Genomic DNA, 18,370 nt, shown 5'->3' with positions numbered 1-18,370 from the left:
AGTCCTCAGCCAACTTCAGTAAAATGAAAGAGAATCGTTGCCCGGTCCTTGTTGGACAGCGTTACTTCTTCCCCCTGCTCATTCACCAATGTCAGCTCTCCAGCCTGCTCCTCGTCCGTACCACAGCCGGCGAGCACCGCTATCATGGAAAGCAGCGCGAGAAAGCCGATGATCGTTTTTCTTCTCCAATTTCCCATTCCATCCACCTCCTCTTTTATTATTATTCAGCTTCGTTCGATTGGACCGTTTCGATTAAATCAGCGATAATCGGCTCCTGATCCGATTGCAAACCATCATACTTCCGGATTACGTTTCCTTCCGGGTCAACCAGAAAGAAAGCGGTCGTATGCCCAATATCGTCTTCCAGCGGCTGAACAGGTGAGGCGAACGCCGTCATCGAGAGGTCGGTGATCTCTTCAATATCATAGCCGGTAAGGAACTTCCATGTCTCCCCGTTAGCCCCGACATTTGTCGCGTACGACTTCAGCAGCTCCGGCGTATCACGCTCCGGATCAACCGTGAAGGAGATATAGCCCATCTCAATTCCCTCCTCCTGCATCGCCGTCTGGAGGTTGCGCATATTCGGTGTCATCGTCGGACAAACCGACGGACAATGGGTAAAAATTAAATTGGCCAGCCAATATTGTCCGGTCAACTGCTCTGTCCCGTAAGGCTCGTCGTCCTGATTGACAAACGTAAATTCCGGTACGGTCAGTCCAGCCTCAGCTATATCAAAGTCAGATGAAGCGCCGCCACCAAGTTCATACATCCACCCACAGCCGCTCAACAGCACTACTAGCCCCACGAATATAAGTAATCGTTTCATCCTCTTTTCCTCTCTTTTCTCTTTATTTACGGCTTTACAACCGGAACATCACTGATCGTCAGCTCCCCGTCCTGCTGTTTTTCTTTGGAAAGCCACTGCTTAAACACATAACCGATTGTAAATCCGTACATCAGCTCCTGGGCGATTTTCATAAACACACCGGCAAGCTGCTGATCCATCCGCGGCTCAAGAAAACGGAATGAGTCCGGCCCGGCAAAAATGTTAAGCGGCACCTCGGCACCGGCAGGCAGGCAAAAAGCCATCACACTGGCCCAGACAGACGGATCGATATACGTTTGATAAAGCGGCACAGGGGCAAAAATAATCAAGGCGCAGGCCGGTGTAATCAGAATACCGTTGGCGAAAATATAGCCGATCCGGCGCAAATCAGACAACGGAAACATATTCGGAACCGGGGCAATCATATGCCACCACATGAGCGCCGCCGACAATAACAGCCCGTACTCATAAAAGCTGTGCAAAATGGTGTTCTGCATTAACGTGTCGAACATGAACGGAACATGGTACAAAGAAAACAGCCCATTAAAAAGAAACAACGCGACAATCGGGCTCCATACAACGCGGGCGATTTGCTCGGTAACCGGTGTCCTCCACCGTTCGATCACGGTCCGAAACATCCAGGATGGAATCCCAAGCAAAAAAAGCGGAACCGCGACAAAGTAGGCAAGGACCATCTGGGCCATATGAAAGCTGATCATAATATGGCCGGCAATATATAGTGGACTGCCCCAGCCCAGATAAAGCGCCACTAGCGCTGAAACAAAATAGAATCGCTGCCTCATCGGTACCTGTTCCCCGAGCGTAAAGGAGCGCCAGCGGCTGATCAGAATAAAATAAAGAATGCCTATAGCAAACAGCGGAATGAACAATTCAGGTGTCCAAAGCGCGCGAAAACTAAACGTGTCAAACAGTATTTCCATTTTCACAAACCTCCTTTAATGGAGAATAAACAGGGAAGCCCGTCAATCTTCGCTGCTATCATACCATAGATACTGTATAAAAGTTTTGAACAAATCCTAACAATTTTATACATGCCCACTCCACTTCCTCAGGAATGCTTTTGTCCATACAGGGAATGTTAAACGTAAATATGTGAAAAGGAGCGATGAATTATGAGCAAACGATCACGGTCAAAACGCGCCGTTCAGCAAGGAAAGGATGCTGTCCAGCCCGCTAATGAAACAGAGGGCAAGCAGCCTAATCAAAACGAGCGTAAAGGTGGGACACGCTAATGGGAAATCCACTTTATCAGGAGGCGCGTGAGGCCGTCGCCCGGGCTGAGCTCCTCGCGCTGGCCGCTGAGACGGACATCCAGCGGGAGGCGGTTCAAAAGGAATACAGCCGCGCGAAACAAGCTCTTTCCTCCGCATTCGCCAATTCAACACCGGCTGAGCAGGAACAGCTGGCGAACCTCCAGGAACAACTGCTTCAGCTCGGTGATCTCGAACAAACCGAGTAACGGTCTTGAAAAAATTCTACTACTCTCTCTCTTCCTTTTATGTTACGCTAACAGGAGAGCTTATTTCGGATGTTCTTTTATAGGAGGAAAAGAGAGAATGGTAAAGGTGTATAAGGTCGAGAGTGGAGCAAGCGCTCACCTTCAGGAACGTGTGGCGGACTTACTAATGGGACAAATGGAAGCACTCGGCCCAAAGGATGCCTATTCACAACTTTTAACAACGATTGAGCTGGCATTGGCGCCCCATTCCCAGGCTCATATTTTCGTAGCGGAAAAAGAGGACACGCTTGTCGGTGCCGCCTTTTTTAATGTAGGGCTGAGCATTGACAAAGGCGGTCATTATATTTGGTTGAACGATCTTTATGTCGATAAGCAGCACCGCAATCAGGGAATTGCAAAGAAGCTGTTGCTTCATGTCATTTACTGGGCAGAACAACAAAAGATCAAAGGCATTGAGCTTGAAACAGGGATTAACAATGAAGCGACAAAAGCCCTCTATAACTCGCTCGGCTTTTATGACATTATCTCGAAGCGGTACGGTTTCCGTTTTTAGGGACAGTCTTGTCAGCCTATATAAAAAGAAAAAAAGCGATCCACGGGAACAAATGCCCGGGGTCGCTTTTTTCATTTCTTTTTCAGCTCGCGCCCATTTCGCCGTAAACTGGGCATTTTGCTTCTTTTTTTTTCCTTTTCAACATATGATATAGCAACCTAATCAGCTAAGACATGAGGGAGTTAAAGGAGCGTGCATAAAATCATGAGAGATTCGTTTGTCGATGTGGAGTTTTCCGAAGTTTACATTGAGTTGAGCAAACAAGCCCTACACCAATTTATCAAACGAATGATGAGTCAACATTATTCACTCTTTTGGCGTTATGATGCAAAAACCATTTATCTCATGATTGAGCTTGATGGATCCAGCCACGAACTCCCTTTTGTGCGAAATAGCGATTTCCTCACTCTTTCTGCTGATTGCCTTCACATTTATGATGATACTCTGGCAAATGCCCTGGAAAAGTTATTGCAAAATGAAAAAGGCAATGGCATCGTCAAACGGGCAACAGAGGGTCCCCTCTATATTACGTCATACCAGGCCGGCGACATTGAATCTATGATTGAAATTGATGGGAGTGAAAAAGTCATGATGAACCGAAATGGATCCCTGATTCAGTACAAGGATGATGACAAGTCACTTGAACCGAAAACGTTGATTAATATGATGAACCTGGAGATTGATTATGTCTTGATGGAGCTGCACGAAGCGCTACTCGAGTCGGATCAATGGCAAATTGATTCCCATAAGAAAAAACTGAAAAAACTGCTGTCGCGACGCGAACAGGTAGAACAGCTGCTTTAGCCGTCTTTCAGGTTCCTTCACCTATTTTTACAAAAGGAGGCTGTCTCAAACAAGAAGACTGCCGTACTCTTTTTTGAGACAGTCCCGAGGCAGCGGCTTCATCCTCCGATAGACAGGAAGGATGAAGCCGCTGCCTTTCCTTTTTCACCAGGTATTACTCTCCCGGGTAAAAAATCACCAGCGTCAGCAGGCAATCCTCTTCCGCGCTCTCATTGCGATAATAATGCTCTTCATCGGCGACAAAGTGAATCCCGTCCCCCGCCTTTAGCTGATGACGCTCCGCTCTCACCTCAAGCGACAGACTTCCTTTCTGAACAACGATGTATTCCTCTACACCCGTTCGATGCGCTTCGGCACAATAAGTCGCACCAGCCTCCAGCCTCACCGTAAACAGCTCAAACGGCTTCCGGTCCTCTTTCGGAAAGATCGGATAGACGTTAAAGCGACCGTCCTGTTCGGTTATCGGCTCCACTTCAGCCGCGCGAACGATTTTCACAGATGGCTGTTGCTCTTCAAGAAAGGCCGTAAAAGACACGTTCAGTCCATTCGCGATCTTCCAGAGCGTGCTCACAGTCGGGTTCGATTCCCCCCTTTCGATTTGGCCGAGCATCGGTTTACTGACCTGGCAATGCTGCGCCAATGTGTCGAGGCTCCATCCCCGTTGCTGACGCATGTTCTTGAGGCGCTTTCCGATCAGAAAAGATAGCTGTTCTTTATCCATAAAATTTCTCCTTGTTAAAATGTATAATATAACATACAATCATATTATATAACGTACAACGGTCGATTATCTAGCTTAAATTGTAGCACGCTTTTAGGAGGATTGAACGAAAAGATGGAAAGTATCACGCTTGAAAAACGAAAAACCCCGTTTACTCAATGGCTCCTGGCGGGATCAAGCATTGCCGTCGGCTATATTCCTGCCGCCCTGACATTCGGTTTACTCGCCAAAAGCACGGGTCTCGCTTTTTGGGAAACGCTCGCCATGAGTTTGTTTGTCTATGCAGGCGCTGCCCAATACATGGCGTTAAACTTACTCGCTATAGGGACTGGCGCTTTTGAAATTATTTTTACGACTTTTATCGTCAACATCCGCCATCTGTTAATGAGCGCCTCCGTCCGGGAACGGGTCGAGGATGACCATCCGCTTATTAAAGCCCTTTATTCGTTCGGGATTACAGATGAAGTGTTCGCGGTCACCACTACGCGGGAAGGCACTGTCAAAACCGGCTTTGTCATCGGTGTCTCGCTGATTGCTTACGCCAGCTGGACCGTCCATTCGGCCGTCGGCTATTTAGTAGGTGCGATTCTGCCGGCTTCCTTGCAGCAAAGCATGAGCATAGCCCTTTACGCGATGTTCATCGCCCTGCTCGTTCCTTCATTAAAAAAACAACGGAAGATCGTCGTTTTGGCAGCCAGCGCCGCTGTGTTCAATAGTATCTTTTCCCTGTTTCTGCCAAGCGGCTGGTCGATTATCGCCGCGACGCTGCTATCGGCAGCCGGAATCGAGTGGGTAGCCGGTAAAGGAGGGAGACAGCAATGAGTACGACGATGCTGATTATTATCGCCGGAATGGCTCTCGTCACCTATATCCCGCGGATGCTCCCGCTCGTCTTTTTGAACGTCGAAAGCATCCCGCCATGGCTGCAGGCAACCTTGCGTAATGTGCCCTACGCTGCATTAGGAGCGCTGATCTTTCCCGGCATCTTCTATATTCATGATAATATTTTGTACGGGATTATCGGCGGAGCTTCCGCTTTTATCATCGCCTATTTAGGGGCCAATTTAATCATTGTCGTCATGAGCAGCATCGGAATTCTTATGTTGTTAAGCTTTCTATTATAGCTTTTGGGGAGATATGTATATAGCATCTCCCTCCATATAGATATTTTGACGGAATGTAGATAAAGACCAGAGGACATTAACACCAGAAATTAAAGGTGCTAATGTCCTCTGACAAAAAAATTTTTATTCCCTATCTAAAATAGTAGAAGGTACAGATATCTTGAAATACATCGAACAAGTTGATAAAGAGGCGACTCTCCCGTTATTCGAAAAGAAGATCGAAGTACAATTAGATGCTCCTTTAACAAAAATACGTCAGGAAATCCCGCAAAGCCTTACTCAGCCTCATTTCACACTTTGCCGATTAAACACCACTACTGCCCCAATTATAGACAAGACTAACAAACTCCCAAACCAAGCAACACTCAACCATGCATGACTACCAATCGGTGTTCCAATCAATAATCCGCGTAATGTCTCAATCAGTGGTGTCATTGGCTGGTTTTCCGCAATGAAATGCAGCCATGAAGGCATCGTCTCTGTGGGCACAAAAGCACTGCTTACGTACGGTAAGAACATGAGGAAAAAAGTAAACGCACTAGCTGTTTCGACACTGTCGGCAATCAATCCAAAGATAACCGAAAGCCAGCTGATTGCTAGCATAAATAAGCTTAGAAAAGTGATGACGCCGATCCAGTCCAAAAATCCAGCCGCTGGTCGAAACCCCACCAGTAAAGCAACGATAAATACTAATGTCGTGCTGATCATATTTCGTACAAAGCTTCCAGCTACATGCCCAACTAACAAAGCCGAGGGGTGAATCGCCATACTTCGAAGTCGGTCGAATAAACCGCCGACCTTATCCTGACAGACACTCACTGCTGTCATGGAGCTGCCGTATCCCACACAAATGATGATGATCCCAGGCACTACATAATTCACATACTCGGTGCCGATCTGAATGGCTCCACCAAATACATAGACGAACATTAACATTAATATGATGGGGAGGATAATGCTGATAAATAAAGAATCCGGGTTTCGGAAGATGTGTTTTAGATTTCGCCGAAACATTACCCATCCATCACTGAACCCCCATCCTAGTGCTGAAAAATTCATTGAGCCTCAACCTCCTTCTTTTTGGCACTCGTAGTTTTCATGAACACATCGTCGAGTGTTGGTTTACGAAGTTGAACACGAGCTGGTTCTATCCCATTGTCGTGCAATGCATTCAACAACATTCTTACTCTCTCGCCTGAGCCATCGGTAGTTACAGAGACACACAGCTCACTTTTTTCAGCGAACCCACCCTCAGCTACATGCTCAACTGCTTTGAAAAAATCGGCCTCGTTTTCAAAATGCAATTCTACTTTTTCTTCACCGACAAGGCGCTTTAACTCATCTGCTGATCCTTCTGCAACAATTCGTCCCTGATCAATGACTGCAATTTTGTCCGCGAGCTGATCAGCTTCCTCTAGATATTGCGTTGTTAAAAATATGGTGACGCCATGATTAGCCAAGTCTCTAATTAAATGCCACATATTCATTCTGCTTCGCGGGTCTAGACCTGTTGTTGGTTCATCTAAAAACAAGACTTCTGGAGAACCAAGCAGACTGATGGCAATGTCTAACCTGCGTTTTAATCCGCCTGAATACGTTTTTACAGGACGTTTGGCGACAGCAGTCAAATCAAATTTCTCCAGTAATTCTTGAGCTTGCTTCTTCGCCTCAGCTCTACGGAGATGATTTAACCGGGCCATCATGTGCATATTTTCTTCTCCAGTCAGCAGTTCATCGACGGCTGTAAATTGTCCAGTAAGACTAATCATTCTGCGAACCGATTTTTTCTCTATCGCACAATCAAAGCCGGCAATCTTAGCTCTTCCTCCATCTGCACGAATCAGTGTAGATAGAATCTGAACCGTTGTCGTTTTACCTGCACCATTTTCTCCAAGAAGTGCAAAAATCGATCCTTTGTTTACATGAAAGGATAGACCATCAAGAACGGTTTTCTCCCCATAGGCTTTCCTCAATCCATCAGCGGAAATGATCGGTGTATTCATCAAGAAGCACGCCGCCTTTCTAAAATCATTTTTTGATTGACTCATTCAGTCAATTTTAAGATTAAAATGAAACCCATCCATTGTCAATCATTATTTTTGGATGGGGGAGGCGGATGACTTGTTTTACATCGTTCTCTGAAGTAGTTTAACGTGCAGTAAACATTCTCAATATCAAATTGACTTTATGATCAAGGTTATGACTCCAATATTCTTGATCCCCTTCCATCAAGATACCGGTTATAACCGTTAAGAATAAAGCTAGCAATTCTTGCGGATCGTCCTCAATGATCTCCCCGTCTGCTTGTGCCTGTGAAAATAGAGGGAGTAGCTGTTTTATATAGACAGAACCTTGTTTTTCGATCAGATCATTGGTAACTTCAAGAACTAAATCCTTCGCACGCATGACATGCTGAATCACTCGAAAGGTATCGCTGTTGCCTTCAGACAGGGCAATTTTAGTAAAGTGGCGGATTTTCTCTAAGGCAGAAAAGTCGTGACGAGTGATTTCATCGAACAATTCATTGGTTCCTGCCGTTGCCCATTCAAGGCTGGCATGTAAGACTTCTTCTTTCGATTGAAAATAATGATACAATAAACCGTGGCTGATACCAGCTTCTTTGGCAATCACACTGATTTTGGTTAGTTTAATTCCGTTCTCCGCAAAAACCTTTATCGCTGCAGCTAATATTTGGATTTTCCGGTCATGTCGCTTTTTTTCAAGCTGTTCTTCACTTAATGGAGTCATCAGAATCAATTCTCCTCTTTGTATTTTCTTTTATTTTAGCATAATAGTAATCACTGGGAAAAATGAGTCGACGAAATGAAGCGCCTGCCCCCCCAAAAAGCCTTTACGCAATCGTCCAACGAAAATTCACCTCCCCCTTATCGTTGGGCTACCCCTTCACACGCTTGAAGAGAGAGACCTCTTTCGGAAGTACGTTACATGTCAAAAAGCCCCCACTTATGGCAACTCTTATTGTCACTTGAGTCGGCTTTTCTGTACGAAATGGCGGCCTTCTTTTTAATTTCTTTCCTCAGAGTCACCTTCCCTTTCTTTCTGGCGTTGAAAAAGATACAATGAAAGAATGGAAATTTTTCTTAAGTAGGTGAGCGGGATATGGAGCAATCATTGTTTAAAGGCGAAGCAGGTGCTTTCGCGGCGATTGAGCAGGATATTATTCATACTTATAAATTGATCACGTCCTCGCGCTATATAACGAATCGGCACCTGGAACAAATTTCGGCCGACGCAAAAAAACGGCTTTCCTATGTGGAAAGCGAGGATGATTGGCTCTATGTGTTAACTTATATGCGCGGCATTTATACGTTGGCCGATCGCGCCGCGACATACGAGGAATACGAGCGGAGATTTCACTATTTCTTTCAGGCGATGTCCGATGAGCTTGTTGCGGACCAGGAGAGAATGAAGGAGACGGGAACCTTTCGCCCTTTCCTTGAACGGCTGCTCTTCCTCGTCGTCTATCATGCCGAAGAAGCGGAAGCTCCATGGCCTCCGCTGCTGTTTCAATTGTTAAAAAGCATGGAAAGATCCTATCTCGACCCAGTCTATACGTTTTTATCCGAATCCGTCGACCGCTCGCGCTGTGCGCGTCCGCTTAGTCTGTCCTACAGCTATGCCGTGCTCCTTGCCGACGATGAAAAAGCGGCGCTGTCGATTTTACTCGCCCAGCCGCATACCTATTTAGATCAGGAATTAAGAAGCCACTTCGAACTGTTGAAGCAGCGCTCAAAATGGCAGGCGATGAAGGAATGGGTTGGCGCTTTGTTTCCTCATAAACATCAGGGGACATTCGGCTCACTCCAGCCTTTTATCGATGAAATGAAAACGACTCTTCCTGCCAATAAGAAGGAGTTTGACTCCGTCTGGAACCGTTGGCTCCTGTCGCCAAGCTACCAGCGCTTTCTTACATTCAGCAAGCATTACCGCGATGATGAGCTTGAGGAACTGCTAAACCGTTTGTTGCCTGAGCTGAAACGGAGACTGCATCAGGTCGAGGCGGCGAAAACATTCGAAAAGCTCCTCCTGACTACAAAGAGATATGAGCTCGCCGCTGATTATTTTTTAAAGCATGAACGCGATCCGTTGCGGATGCGGCCGGAAAAGATTGAACTGCTTGAAGCGATGCGCCATGAGGCGCCCGACTATGCAAAGCCGGTGTATCATCAGCTCGTCATCCGCCTGATCGAAAAGAAATCACGCCTGCATTACGAACAGGCGGCCGTCCTGCTTAAAGAGTTGAAGGGCATTTACGAGCAGGATGATACCCTCTTTCTATTTGCTGATTATTTGACGAGATTAAAGAAAATGTATCGCACCTATCGTGCGTTTATCGAGGAGTTGAAACGCATTGGCCTCTAATCTTATCGTCCATGGCGGCTGGCTTGATCAGACCTTTTTTATCTGGGGCGAGGAACCGCCCCGTTCCCGCTTTGACCAGGTCGTTAATTTTCAATATCCTTTTATGTATCCACCTTTTGAACTGAAGCTTACCCTTTTTCGCTATGACCAGGCTTCTTTTTTCGGGACATTTATTGAAAGCGAGAAAGCGGTGATCGATGTTCCGCTCGACTCTCGCAGCTATAGCTCGCTGGCCGGAACCATCACTGTCTATCAGGCACAAGAACAGATGACCCACTATTCGTTCCCGATTGAAGGACTTGTCTTTCCGATTGAAAGCCTCGTTGCCCACCTGGCGACGTTTTCAAGCTGGCAGGACGACGAGGACATTGAACTGGCGCCTGACTTAAAAAGCTGGCTGGCCATTTTTGCGGCGGTTCAGGCAGAAATTATGAACGGCGCGTTTACCCCGGCTGCATCCGGACAATGGATGCTAACCTCCTTTCCGTTTGACGAATGGTTTGAGAGCCTGCCTTTGTCAGGACGTTCGATTCGACCGAACACCTCATTTATTCAAAAAGGGGGGCATGCCCCATTATCGCTCGATTCCTTCCGTCAGCTTGTCACAGCAGCCGCTGACGAAATGATCCGATCGCTCTTTCATGAAGAGGAGGTTCGTCACGCCTACCAGTCATGGGCGCATACAATTGAGCCGAAATGGCGCGCATCGGTTGCCCAGCTTGCGCAAAGAGGAAAAGTCGACGAGACACTTACCAGCGAAACCTTTCAACAGGAAATCGGCGCTTTGCAGTCGAAGCCGTTTCGTTCCGGGCTTGTCCTGAAAGAGCCCGCTACCGCTTCAGGAATGTGGCAGCTCTCCTTGTGCATGGTCGACAGAAAGCACCCGTCGCTTTTGGTCGACATGGAGCAGCTCCAGCTCGGGGAACATCCGTGGAGAGAAAACCCGATCGCCCAATTAAAACAGGACTTAAAAAAAGCTCAGGCCCGGTTGCCGCTGCTCAAAGAACTTCGGCTGTCAGCTCCGGTCCTTTCGTTAACGGCCGAGCAGGCATACGAGCTGTTTACGGAACAGGATGAACAGCTGAACGCCAGCGGCTTTCATCTCATTGTACCGAAATGGATGACCACGAAGAAGAAACCGAAAGTCAAGCTGGCGGTCAATCATCCACTGAACCGCGAAGCGAAAAGCGAGCCGTTGCTTGACTGGCAAAGTGTCGCTTCGTTCACTTATGAACTGGCGATTGGCGATCAAGCGATTAGTCCGCAGGAATTTCACGAATTCGTTGACGGCCAGCGCCCTTTCCTCTACGCCAATGGAGAGTGGATCGCCTGGGACCGTTCCTTAGCCGAGCAGCTGCGCACGTATTTACAACGGATTGAAGAAGAGGCGTCCTTTTTGGAAGCATGGCGGGATGACCTGCTCGCCGAAGAAGATAGCGAATCGTTTGAGCTTGATATTTCCTGGGGGAACCAGCTGACAGTGGCGCTGAAGGAGCTGTATTCAGCCACGCCGTCTTTCATCGATCTTCCGGCGCAATTCACCGGCGAACTGCGCCCTTATCAGCACGAGGGTGTTTCATGGCTCGCTCATTTACGCCGCACTGGCTTTGGTGGTTGCCTCGCCGATGATATGGGACTTGGAAAGTCGGTTCAAACGATTGTCTACATCCTCTATGTTCTGGAGGAGCAGCGCAAAGCGCAGCAGGAGGAAAAGCCATTTTTGCTCATTTGCCCTACTTCCCTTCTATATAATTGGGTTCAGGAATGTAAGCAGTTTGCTCCAGATCTCCGCTTGTTCGTCCATCATGGAAAAACAAGGCTCACGGAGGAGCAATGCCACCAGGCCGGTAGCTGGGATCTCGTGCTGACTTCCTATCAGCTCACTGTGCGCGATCATGAGCTGTTACACGGCATTTCCTGGAATGGGCTGATTTTAGATGAAGCTCAGCATATTAAAAACGTCGATACGAAGCAACGACGCGTGATCAAGGAGATTAAAGCGACTCACCGCATTGCGCTGACCGGGACTCCGATTGAAAACCGGCTGCGCGAACTCTGGTCACTGCTTGATGTGTTAAACCCAGGCTATCTTGGCACGTATCAGGATTTTCAGGCATCCTTTATGCGACCGATTGAAAAAGAGCAGGACGAGGAGCAGCTCGCCAGGCTGCAAAAGCTGATTCATCCGCTTATCCTCCGGCGAAAAAAATCAGACAAAGCGTTGCAGCTTGGACTGCCTGAGAAAAAAGAGTACATTCACCGCGTTCATCTTTCGGTCGAGCAAGCGGCTCTTTACCAGGCCGTCGTCGATGATATTGTCGGGAAGCTTGATGAAGTGAGCGCCCTCGAGCGGCGGGCCTTAATTTTGCGCAGCTTAACGAAGCTCAAGCAAATTTGCAACCACCCTGCTCACTTTCTAAAGGAGGCGAACCTCCGGGACCATCAGTCGGGAAAGTGGCAAACCTTGCTGGAGCTAACCGCTCAGATGGTCGAACGCCGGCAAAAAGTGCTGCTGTTTTCACAATACAAAGAAATGGGTATGCTAATGACAGAAGCTCTGGAAGAACGCTACGCGGAAACCGTGCCGTTTCTTCATGGCAGCCTGACACGGGCGAAACGGCAGCAGGCGATCGAACGCTTTCAAACAGACAGCGATTGTCATTTCTTTGTTCTTTCGCTCAAAGCCGGAGGGGTCGGGTTGAACTTAACTGCCGCTACCCATGTCATTCACTACGACCGCTGGTGGAACCCGGCTGTCGAAAATCAGGCAACAGACAGAGCTTACCGGATCGGCCAGACGAAGGATGTCACCGTTCATAAGCTAATGACAGTCGGGACGCTTGAGGAACGGATTGACCGGATGCTAACCCAAAAGCAGGCCCTTGCCGATCATATTCTCGCAGCAGGTGAACAGCCGATTACCGAATTGACGAACGAAGAACTCATCGATTTGATCCAACTGACCCGCTAAACAGGAAAGGAGGTTACTATGAAAAAGCTTGAAGACCCTTTCTTCACCTACTGGTACGGGAAATCATCCACTCCGGAGAAAACAAGCCGCCCTACAGAGGAAACAAGGCAGGAAGAGAATGAGTATACTCGGCTGAAAAAGAAAATTCAGCAGGAAGCGATCAAAAGATGGAAGCAGCAGGACAAAGCTGATTCGTAAAGGGCGCTCTGCTCCGAAACTCCTTTGCCGCTGCTGGAGCCTTCTCAAAAGGAAACGCCGTCCTTTTGAGAAGGCTCTTTTTCATGTCTAGCTGCAATCATGCCAGTCCAAGGTACCAGACCCTTTGAATGATAAGTTTTACATAACATTAACGGTCACTTTACCACGTCCATCTTTTTTCAAGTTAAACTATATGCAAAACTTCTTTACTAGGAGGCAACCACCCCTGTGTTAACTCGCGCCAAGCTTTCTCTGTTACCGAAGCGTAAAAATCGGTTTTCGTTTAAGAAGTTGCAGACGAAGTTTCTCGTATACATTTTGCCGGCTTTCTTAGCGATCATCATGATTTTATCGTGGATCAGTTATTCATTCGCCCATGTCCTGATTCAGGACGAAATTGAGCAAAAGATGGACAAAGAATTGGAAGCTGTCATCCATGATATCAGCAATCGGATCACCTCTCATATCCGTATTCCCCAAACGGTAGCGCGTATTATCGAAACAAATGGTCCAAACCTGTCGCGGGAAGAACATCGGGACATACTGCTTCATTTGCCAGATTTAAATGAGGATACGTTAGGGATCGGCATTTGGTACGAGCCATACAAATATGAAGAAACGAGTGAATTTTTTGGTCCTTATGCCTATAAAGAAGGAGATCAAATCGAATACACAGAGGATTACGCAACACCGGAATATAATTATCCAGAGTGGGACTGGTATGTGAACGCCAAATCAGGCGAAGATGTCGTGTTTACTGACCCTTACTACGATGAAACTCTCGGAATCATGTTTATCACCGCTTCTGTTCCGTTCTTTGATCAAAACGGCGACTTTTCCGGTGTTGTGACTGGTGATATTCGCTTAACCAGTATGCAGACACTCATCAATGACATCCAGGTGATGGAATCCGGCTGGGCTTTTTTAGTCGATAATACCGGGCGGATGATCGCTGACAGGAAAGAATCAGCCGTGCAGGACATTTTAGCGGATTCGAATCAGACGTTGGCGGCGCTTGGTCAGGAAATGATGACAGAGGCATCGGCAAGCACCGAGTCTGGGAAATTTGAGGTAGAAGGCGAAACCATCAGCGTTTTTTATCAACGCATTCCTGAAACGGGCTGGCTTCTCGCCCTGGCTGTTCCAGAACAAGAATTGTTCAGTGCGATGAATACGCTTTTAGCCCGCATCGCTTCTGTCAGCGTCGCTGCTATCGCGTTAATGACGACGATTATTATCTTGATCAGCCGTTTCATCAATCGGAATATCCTCGAGGTAAATAAGTTATCTCAAGCGCTGTCGACCGGAGACCTGACCTACAAGATGAAGCTCGACAGTGGCGACGAATTCGGCACGATGTCGGAAAACTTCAATCAATCTTTGCACGATATCCAACGGTTAGTGAACCGAATTTCTGATTCATCGAACAATGTGCTGAACTATGTCAATCAGATGGACAGTGCTTACGACGATACGCGAAAGGCCGCCGACGAGATTGCTTTGTCAATGAGTGAGGTCGCTGTCAATACAGAGCAGGAAGCAACGATCATTGCTAGAATCAAAGGTGGAGCGAAAGAAAATTCACAGGGCATGCAGCTGATTGCCCGCAATATGGAAGCCTTGAACAGTTCAGCGGCGGAAGCCGAGCGCGCGGCGAACAATGGAAATGAGACATTGGCCGCGCTAACAAAACAGATCAACTCGATAGAAACAACAGTGACCGTATCAGACAGCAGTGTCCGGCAGCTTAAAGAACGTTCTGAGAGAATCAATCAAATTACTTCTCTCATTGCCGAAATCTCGGCTCAAACTAATTTGCTCTCTCTTAACGCTTCAATCGAAGCGGCTCGTGCCGGAGAACATGGAAAAGGCTTCGCGATAGTCGCCGATGAAGTGCGAAAGCTATCTGAGCAGACGGCAAAGGCGGTCGCGCAAATCGCCCATACAACTGATGATATCCGCAAAACTGTTGACGAAACAGTTGGGCATATGGCCGTCGGCACAGAAGCCGTAAAGGCCGGCAGTCAGCTTGTCGGGCAGACGGAAGCAACATTCGATCATATTCTCCGCTCGATTCAAACCGTGGCAGACCAGTCAGAGGAGGTCAGCGCATCAACCGTACAAATCGCTTCGAATACAGCTGCGATCGGCAACGACTTAGACATGTTGAGCACGATGTCACAGGATAATGCGCAGTATACGTCGCAGGTCGCCGCGGCAACCGAGCAGCAAAGTGCGACGATGCAAGAAGCTGCCCGGACAACAGAACACATTTCCAGGCTGGTCAATGAATTGATTCAATTGGTCAAAACATTTCGGTATTGAAACGACGCAGAGCCTGAGATACAAGGTTGGCTCCTCCCCCTTGTCTCAGGCTCGCGGCTTCGGCTTTTGCCTCCCACTGTCTCATTAGTCCAGATTAATCGTCACGTATTGGGTAAAGGATTCCCCTTCAGTTAGCGGCTCATTGTCAATCGCCGCAACCAGCAGTTCACCTTCCAGCGTGTAGCTTCCGGCGGGAAGCTCCGCCGCATCGATCTGCTCGCGAAAGGTCTTTTTTTCATGCGGGGAAAATTCCTCATATATGATCGCCATCATAAAAACACGCTCATCAGAAAAGCGGTACACCTCGCTTCCCTCCGCGTTTCGCAGGAGCAATTCATAGCGCTGCCCCGAACTGAATGCGAGTGTATGATCATGTTCATCCTCGTTTACGACCTCCAGCTCAATGTGAATTTCCTCCCCGTCCTGCTCCGCCCGAAGCTCCATAAGCCAGTTGTCAGGCATCGTCTCCTCACCTCGCTTTTCATCTGTTGTTTCGCTTTCCTCAATGACCCCGTCCTGCCCGGGGCCACATGCTGCCAGCACAAGCAGCAGCATGATCAGCCATGTCTTCACCTGCTCCCCGCCTCCTTACTCCTTGCGAAACAAACCGAAAATCCCGGCTGTTTCCACAATATTCGTAAAGGCCTGTGGGTCGACCTCCTGTAGGACATGCTTCAGCTCGTATAATTCATAACGGGTAATGACAATCATTAACATCTCTTTATCGTCCGCCATGTAGCCGCCCTTCGCCGGAAGCCTTGTCAGCCCCCGCGTTAACCGGTCGTGAATCGCCTTTTTAAGCTCCTCCGCTTTCGTCGTGACGATCATCGCCGTCAGCTTAACATGGCGCGTATGAATCGCATCAATCACCCTTGAGGTCACATATAAGGTGACGAGCGTGTAAAGGGCTTTCTCCGGATTAAATAAAAGCCCCGATGTGATCACGATTAAGCCGTTGATCACAAAGAAATAAATCCCTACCGGCCGGTCGCTGACCCTTGATAAAATTAAGGCGATAATATCGACCCCGCCTGATGAAGCTCCCCACTTCAGTGTTATACCGGCTCCGATTGCCGCGATCACCCCGCCAAAGACGGCATTTAACAGGATATCCGGCGAAAATTCATAAACAGGCAACAGCTCAAGAAACAAGGTCGTCAGCGCGACATTAATAAAGCTATAGAGCGTAAAGCTTTTCCCGATCTTCAGCCAGCCGACAATCGCCACGGGAATATTCAAGACAAATAACAAGATCCCTGTCGAAATTGGCAGCACCGAGGCCAAAAGCTGGGCAACTCCTGTAAAGCCACTGGCAAAGACGTTAGCCGGGATGAGAAAAAAGTTAAGAGACGCCGCTAAAAAAAGCGCTCCAACCGTCACAATAACCAGCTTCTGAATTTCTTGCATCCATTGAATTGATTTCATTTATGATGATACCTTTCTGTCGAGAAGATGCTCTTCACACCAGGCAATCGATTTAAGAACAGCCGCTCTCGTCACTTTATGCGGTGTTCTCTCCTCGGCGGAAAAATGAAGACGCTCTGGCTTGTCCTGATAGCTCGCCGCAATTGTCTCGTGCAGCTTTTCCGAGAAAGGAAACGGAATCACCTGGTCCTCCGTTCCATGCCAGATGAACAATGGGCGTCCCGCCAGCTTATCAAGCTGCTGCGACAGATCAAAAGGACGTATTTGAGAAAGGACTCTTTGCTTCAGCTCCGGATCAAGCGGCTCTCCATCCTGTTCAAGCATCTCAATCTGAGCTTTCGCATACGTTTCGTAATAAGCGGTGCCCATGAAGGAAACGGCGGTTTGAATCCATGGATACGCGGCAAGCGCGCCGTACATCGTAATCGCCCCCATCGATGTCCCAATCACGCCGAGCCGGCCTGCATCGACTTTTCCCTCGGCAACCAAAGCATCCTTGATCTGCTGAAGCTCTTTAATCGACGACAGTACAATCTCCCAAAAGGCAAGATCTCTTTTTTTCCCAGAAAGTCGCCCCTCTCTTTCCCCATGATGGAGCGCGTCCGGAAGTAAGACGCGAAAGCCCTTTTCGGCGAGGAGGTAGGCGACGTGGAGGTTGTGTTCTTTCGCACTTGTATACCCATGTAAAAAGAAAACAGCCGGCGCCTTCCGTTCTTCCCATTCAGCCTTAACGACATCGAGCACCGGTATCTGTGCAATTTGTCTATTGCGAATAATAACCATTCTATCCACTCCATCCTTCCAATCTTTTTCCTTATTATAGCATTCCCATTATTCAATTACATACTTCACCTTCTTCACTGAAATAGTAAAACCCGCTACCAGGGAAAGGATAGCGGGTCAGCTGTTTTCATTCAGTTACGACTGCTGCTGCTTTTCATTATAATACTGAACACTTGTCATCGCACCTTCATTGACCATTTTATTATCGGCATAATCATGCGGATGCGAATGCCCCAGCTTTTTTTGTTTTTCCTTTTTTGAGTTTTCTGCCGTTTGACCGGTTAGTTTTGAATAGGTTTCAAGGGCTGCTCTTTTGGCTCTTTCTCTTGTATCAGGATTGCGCAAAAGCACTGTTGCTGCTCCTGCCGCACTTGCTACCGCCGTTGCCATCAACGTTTTTTTCATTGCCATGACCATCTCCACCTTTCAGAATTTGATTTATGTACTACGTTCCCTGCTTGTTGAAATGATAAACCTCTTTTTAGCAGTCTGCCTGGCTAATCGAGGGAAAAGCAACAGTTCATTTTTCTGATAATAAGCGGGAAAGCAGAACATCCTATACGTATAGAAAGAAGGTGAATGATGACGATGACAACAACCGGGGACAACAACAAAAAGAAACAGGATTCCAATGCCCGTAATCAGCAAAAAAATGAACAGGCGGCGGAAAATGCCCGCCGCGGAAAGCATAGCTATTCGAAGAAAAGTGATCATCTCTGATCACTTTTCCAGTCTGTCGACAAAGTCGGCAGACTTATTTTGTTTCGTAGACAAGGT

Annotated in this window: 21 protein-coding genes; 10 read left to right on the top strand and 11 right to left on the bottom strand. The window is 47.7% G+C overall.

What is annotated here, in order from left to right; genetic code table 11:
- Positions 1–5: 5 nt before the first annotated feature.
- Genes M3212_RS03520 through ctaG form a run of 3 tightly spaced genes read right to left on the bottom strand, consistent with a single transcriptional unit; the run spans position 6 to position 1,767 of the window.
- The gene (locus M3212_RS03520; protein WP_251192559.1) at positions 6–197 is read right to left on the bottom strand and encodes a hypothetical protein; all 192 of its coding nucleotides are present in this window, start codon (positions 195–197) and stop codon (positions 6–8) included.
- Positions 198–220: 23 nt separating this feature from the next.
- Complete coding sequence (locus M3212_RS03515) at positions 221–826, bottom strand: SCO family protein (protein WP_251192558.1); 606 nt, start codon at positions 824–826, stop codon at positions 221–223.
- A 26-nt stretch (positions 827–852) separates the two neighbouring features.
- Positions 853–1,767, bottom strand: a complete 915-nt coding sequence (gene ctaG / locus M3212_RS03510; RefSeq protein ID WP_251192557.1) for a cytochrome c oxidase assembly factor CtaG — start codon at positions 1,765–1,767, stop codon at positions 853–855.
- A 311-nt stretch (positions 1,768–2,078) separates the two neighbouring features.
- Between ctaG and M3212_RS03505 the strand changes: the two genes are divergently transcribed.
- The 3 genes from M3212_RS03505 (at position 2,079) to M3212_RS03495 (ending at position 3,663) form a co-directional block, all read left to right on the top strand.
- Positions 2,079–2,306: a DUF3813 domain-containing protein gene (locus tag M3212_RS03505; RefSeq protein WP_251192556.1), complete on the top strand. Its 228-nt coding sequence runs from the start codon at positions 2,079–2,081 to the stop codon at positions 2,304–2,306.
- Between the two features lie 97 nt (positions 2,307–2,403).
- The gene (locus tag M3212_RS03500; RefSeq protein ID WP_251192555.1) at positions 2,404–2,859 is read left to right on the top strand and encodes a GNAT family N-acetyltransferase; all 456 of its coding nucleotides are present in this window, start codon (positions 2,404–2,406) and stop codon (positions 2,857–2,859) included.
- 204 nt (positions 2,860–3,063) lie between these two features.
- Complete coding sequence (locus tag M3212_RS03495; RefSeq protein WP_251192554.1) at positions 3,064–3,663, top strand: hypothetical protein; 600 nt, start codon at positions 3,064–3,066, stop codon at positions 3,661–3,663.
- A 154-nt stretch (positions 3,664–3,817) separates the two neighbouring features.
- On the opposite strand, the gene M3212_RS03490 is transcribed toward M3212_RS03495, so the two are convergent.
- Positions 3,818–4,384, bottom strand: a complete 567-nt coding sequence (locus M3212_RS03490) for a helix-turn-helix domain-containing protein (protein ID WP_251192553.1) — start codon at positions 4,382–4,384, stop codon at positions 3,818–3,820.
- Positions 4,385–4,498: 114 nt separating this feature from the next.
- Between M3212_RS03490 and M3212_RS03485 the strand changes: the two genes are divergently transcribed.
- Positions 4,499–5,206 carry an AzlC family ABC transporter permease gene (locus M3212_RS03485; RefSeq protein ID WP_251192552.1) on the top strand — a complete coding sequence of 236 codons (708 nt, stop codon included), beginning with the start codon at positions 4,499–4,501 and terminating at the stop codon, positions 5,204–5,206.
- Positions 5,203–5,508 carry an AzlD domain-containing protein gene (locus M3212_RS03480; protein WP_251192551.1) on the top strand — a complete coding sequence of 102 codons (306 nt, stop codon included), beginning with the start codon at positions 5,203–5,205 and terminating at the stop codon, positions 5,506–5,508. Before M3212_RS03485 ends, M3212_RS03480 begins: the two co-directional genes overlap by 4 nt.
- 285 nt (positions 5,509–5,793) lie before the next feature.
- On the opposite strand, the gene M3212_RS03475 is transcribed toward M3212_RS03480, so the two are convergent.
- The 3 genes from M3212_RS03475 to M3212_RS03465 form a co-directional block, all read right to left on the bottom strand.
- Positions 5,794–6,567 carry an ABC transporter permease gene (locus M3212_RS03475; protein ID WP_251192550.1) on the bottom strand — a complete coding sequence of 258 codons (774 nt, stop codon included), beginning with the start codon at positions 6,565–6,567 and terminating at the stop codon, positions 5,794–5,796.
- Complete coding sequence (locus tag M3212_RS03470; RefSeq protein WP_251192549.1) at positions 6,564–7,511, bottom strand: ATP-binding cassette domain-containing protein; 948 nt, start codon at positions 7,509–7,511, stop codon at positions 6,564–6,566. The genes M3212_RS03475 and M3212_RS03470 overlap by 4 nt, the downstream gene beginning before the upstream one ends.
- 145 nt (positions 7,512–7,656) lie before the next feature.
- On the bottom strand, positions 7,657–8,256 hold the full coding sequence (locus M3212_RS03465) for a TetR/AcrR family transcriptional regulator (protein WP_251192548.1): 600 nt from the start codon (positions 8,254–8,256) through the stop codon (positions 7,657–7,659).
- A gap of 372 nt (positions 8,257–8,628) precedes the next feature.
- Between M3212_RS03465 and M3212_RS03460 the strand changes: the two genes are divergently transcribed.
- From M3212_RS03460 to M3212_RS03445, 4 genes are all read left to right on the top strand, one after another.
- Positions 8,629–9,891, top strand: a complete 1,263-nt coding sequence (locus M3212_RS03460; protein ID WP_251192547.1) for a hypothetical protein — start codon at positions 8,629–8,631, stop codon at positions 9,889–9,891.
- The gene (locus tag M3212_RS03455) at positions 9,881–12,862 is read left to right on the top strand and encodes a DEAD/DEAH box helicase (RefSeq protein WP_251192546.1); all 2,982 of its coding nucleotides are present in this window, start codon (positions 9,881–9,883) and stop codon (positions 12,860–12,862) included. Before M3212_RS03460 ends, M3212_RS03455 begins: the two co-directional genes overlap by 11 nt.
- 18 nt (positions 12,863–12,880) lie before the next feature.
- On the top strand, positions 12,881–13,060 hold the full coding sequence (locus M3212_RS03450) for a hypothetical protein (protein ID WP_251192545.1): 180 nt from the start codon (positions 12,881–12,883) through the stop codon (positions 13,058–13,060).
- 228 nt (positions 13,061–13,288) lie between these two features.
- On the top strand, positions 13,289–15,385 hold the full coding sequence (locus M3212_RS03445; protein WP_251192544.1) for a methyl-accepting chemotaxis protein: 2,097 nt from the start codon (positions 13,289–13,291) through the stop codon (positions 15,383–15,385).
- Positions 15,386–15,469: 84 nt separating this feature from the next.
- On the opposite strand, the gene M3212_RS03440 is transcribed toward M3212_RS03445, so the two are convergent.
- The 4 genes from M3212_RS03440 to M3212_RS03425 form a co-directional block, all read right to left on the bottom strand.
- Positions 15,470–15,958 (bottom strand): BsuPI-related putative proteinase inhibitor, encoded by a 489-nt coding sequence (locus tag M3212_RS03440; protein ID WP_251192543.1) that lies wholly within the window; start codon positions 15,956–15,958, stop codon positions 15,470–15,472.
- Positions 15,959–15,973: 15 nt separating this feature from the next.
- The gene (locus M3212_RS03435) at positions 15,974–16,810 is read right to left on the bottom strand and encodes a YitT family protein (RefSeq protein WP_251192542.1); all 837 of its coding nucleotides are present in this window, start codon (positions 16,808–16,810) and stop codon (positions 15,974–15,976) included.
- Positions 16,811–17,593 (bottom strand): alpha/beta fold hydrolase, encoded by a 783-nt coding sequence (locus M3212_RS03430; protein ID WP_251192541.1) that lies wholly within the window; start codon positions 17,591–17,593, stop codon positions 16,811–16,813.
- 135 nt (positions 17,594–17,728) lie between these two features.
- The gene (locus M3212_RS03425) at positions 17,729–18,004 is read right to left on the bottom strand and encodes a hypothetical protein (RefSeq protein ID WP_251192540.1); all 276 of its coding nucleotides are present in this window, start codon (positions 18,002–18,004) and stop codon (positions 17,729–17,731) included.
- Positions 18,005–18,175: 171 nt separating this feature from the next.
- Between M3212_RS03425 and M3212_RS03420 the strand changes: the two genes are divergently transcribed.
- Positions 18,176–18,313, top strand: a complete 138-nt coding sequence (locus M3212_RS03420) for a DUF3941 domain-containing protein (protein ID WP_434084031.1) — start codon at positions 18,176–18,178, stop codon at positions 18,311–18,313.
- The last annotated feature ends 57 nt before the right edge of the window (positions 18,314–18,370 follow it).

Origin of the sequence: Halalkalibacter oceani (assembly GCF_023715705.1) — a bacterium.
GTDB lineage: Bacteria > Bacillota > Bacilli > Bacillales > Bacillaceae_D > Halalkalibacter > Halalkalibacter oceani_A.
The sequence above is the reverse complement of the archived record's forward strand: the minus strand, read 5'-3'. Positions and strand labels throughout refer to the sequence as shown.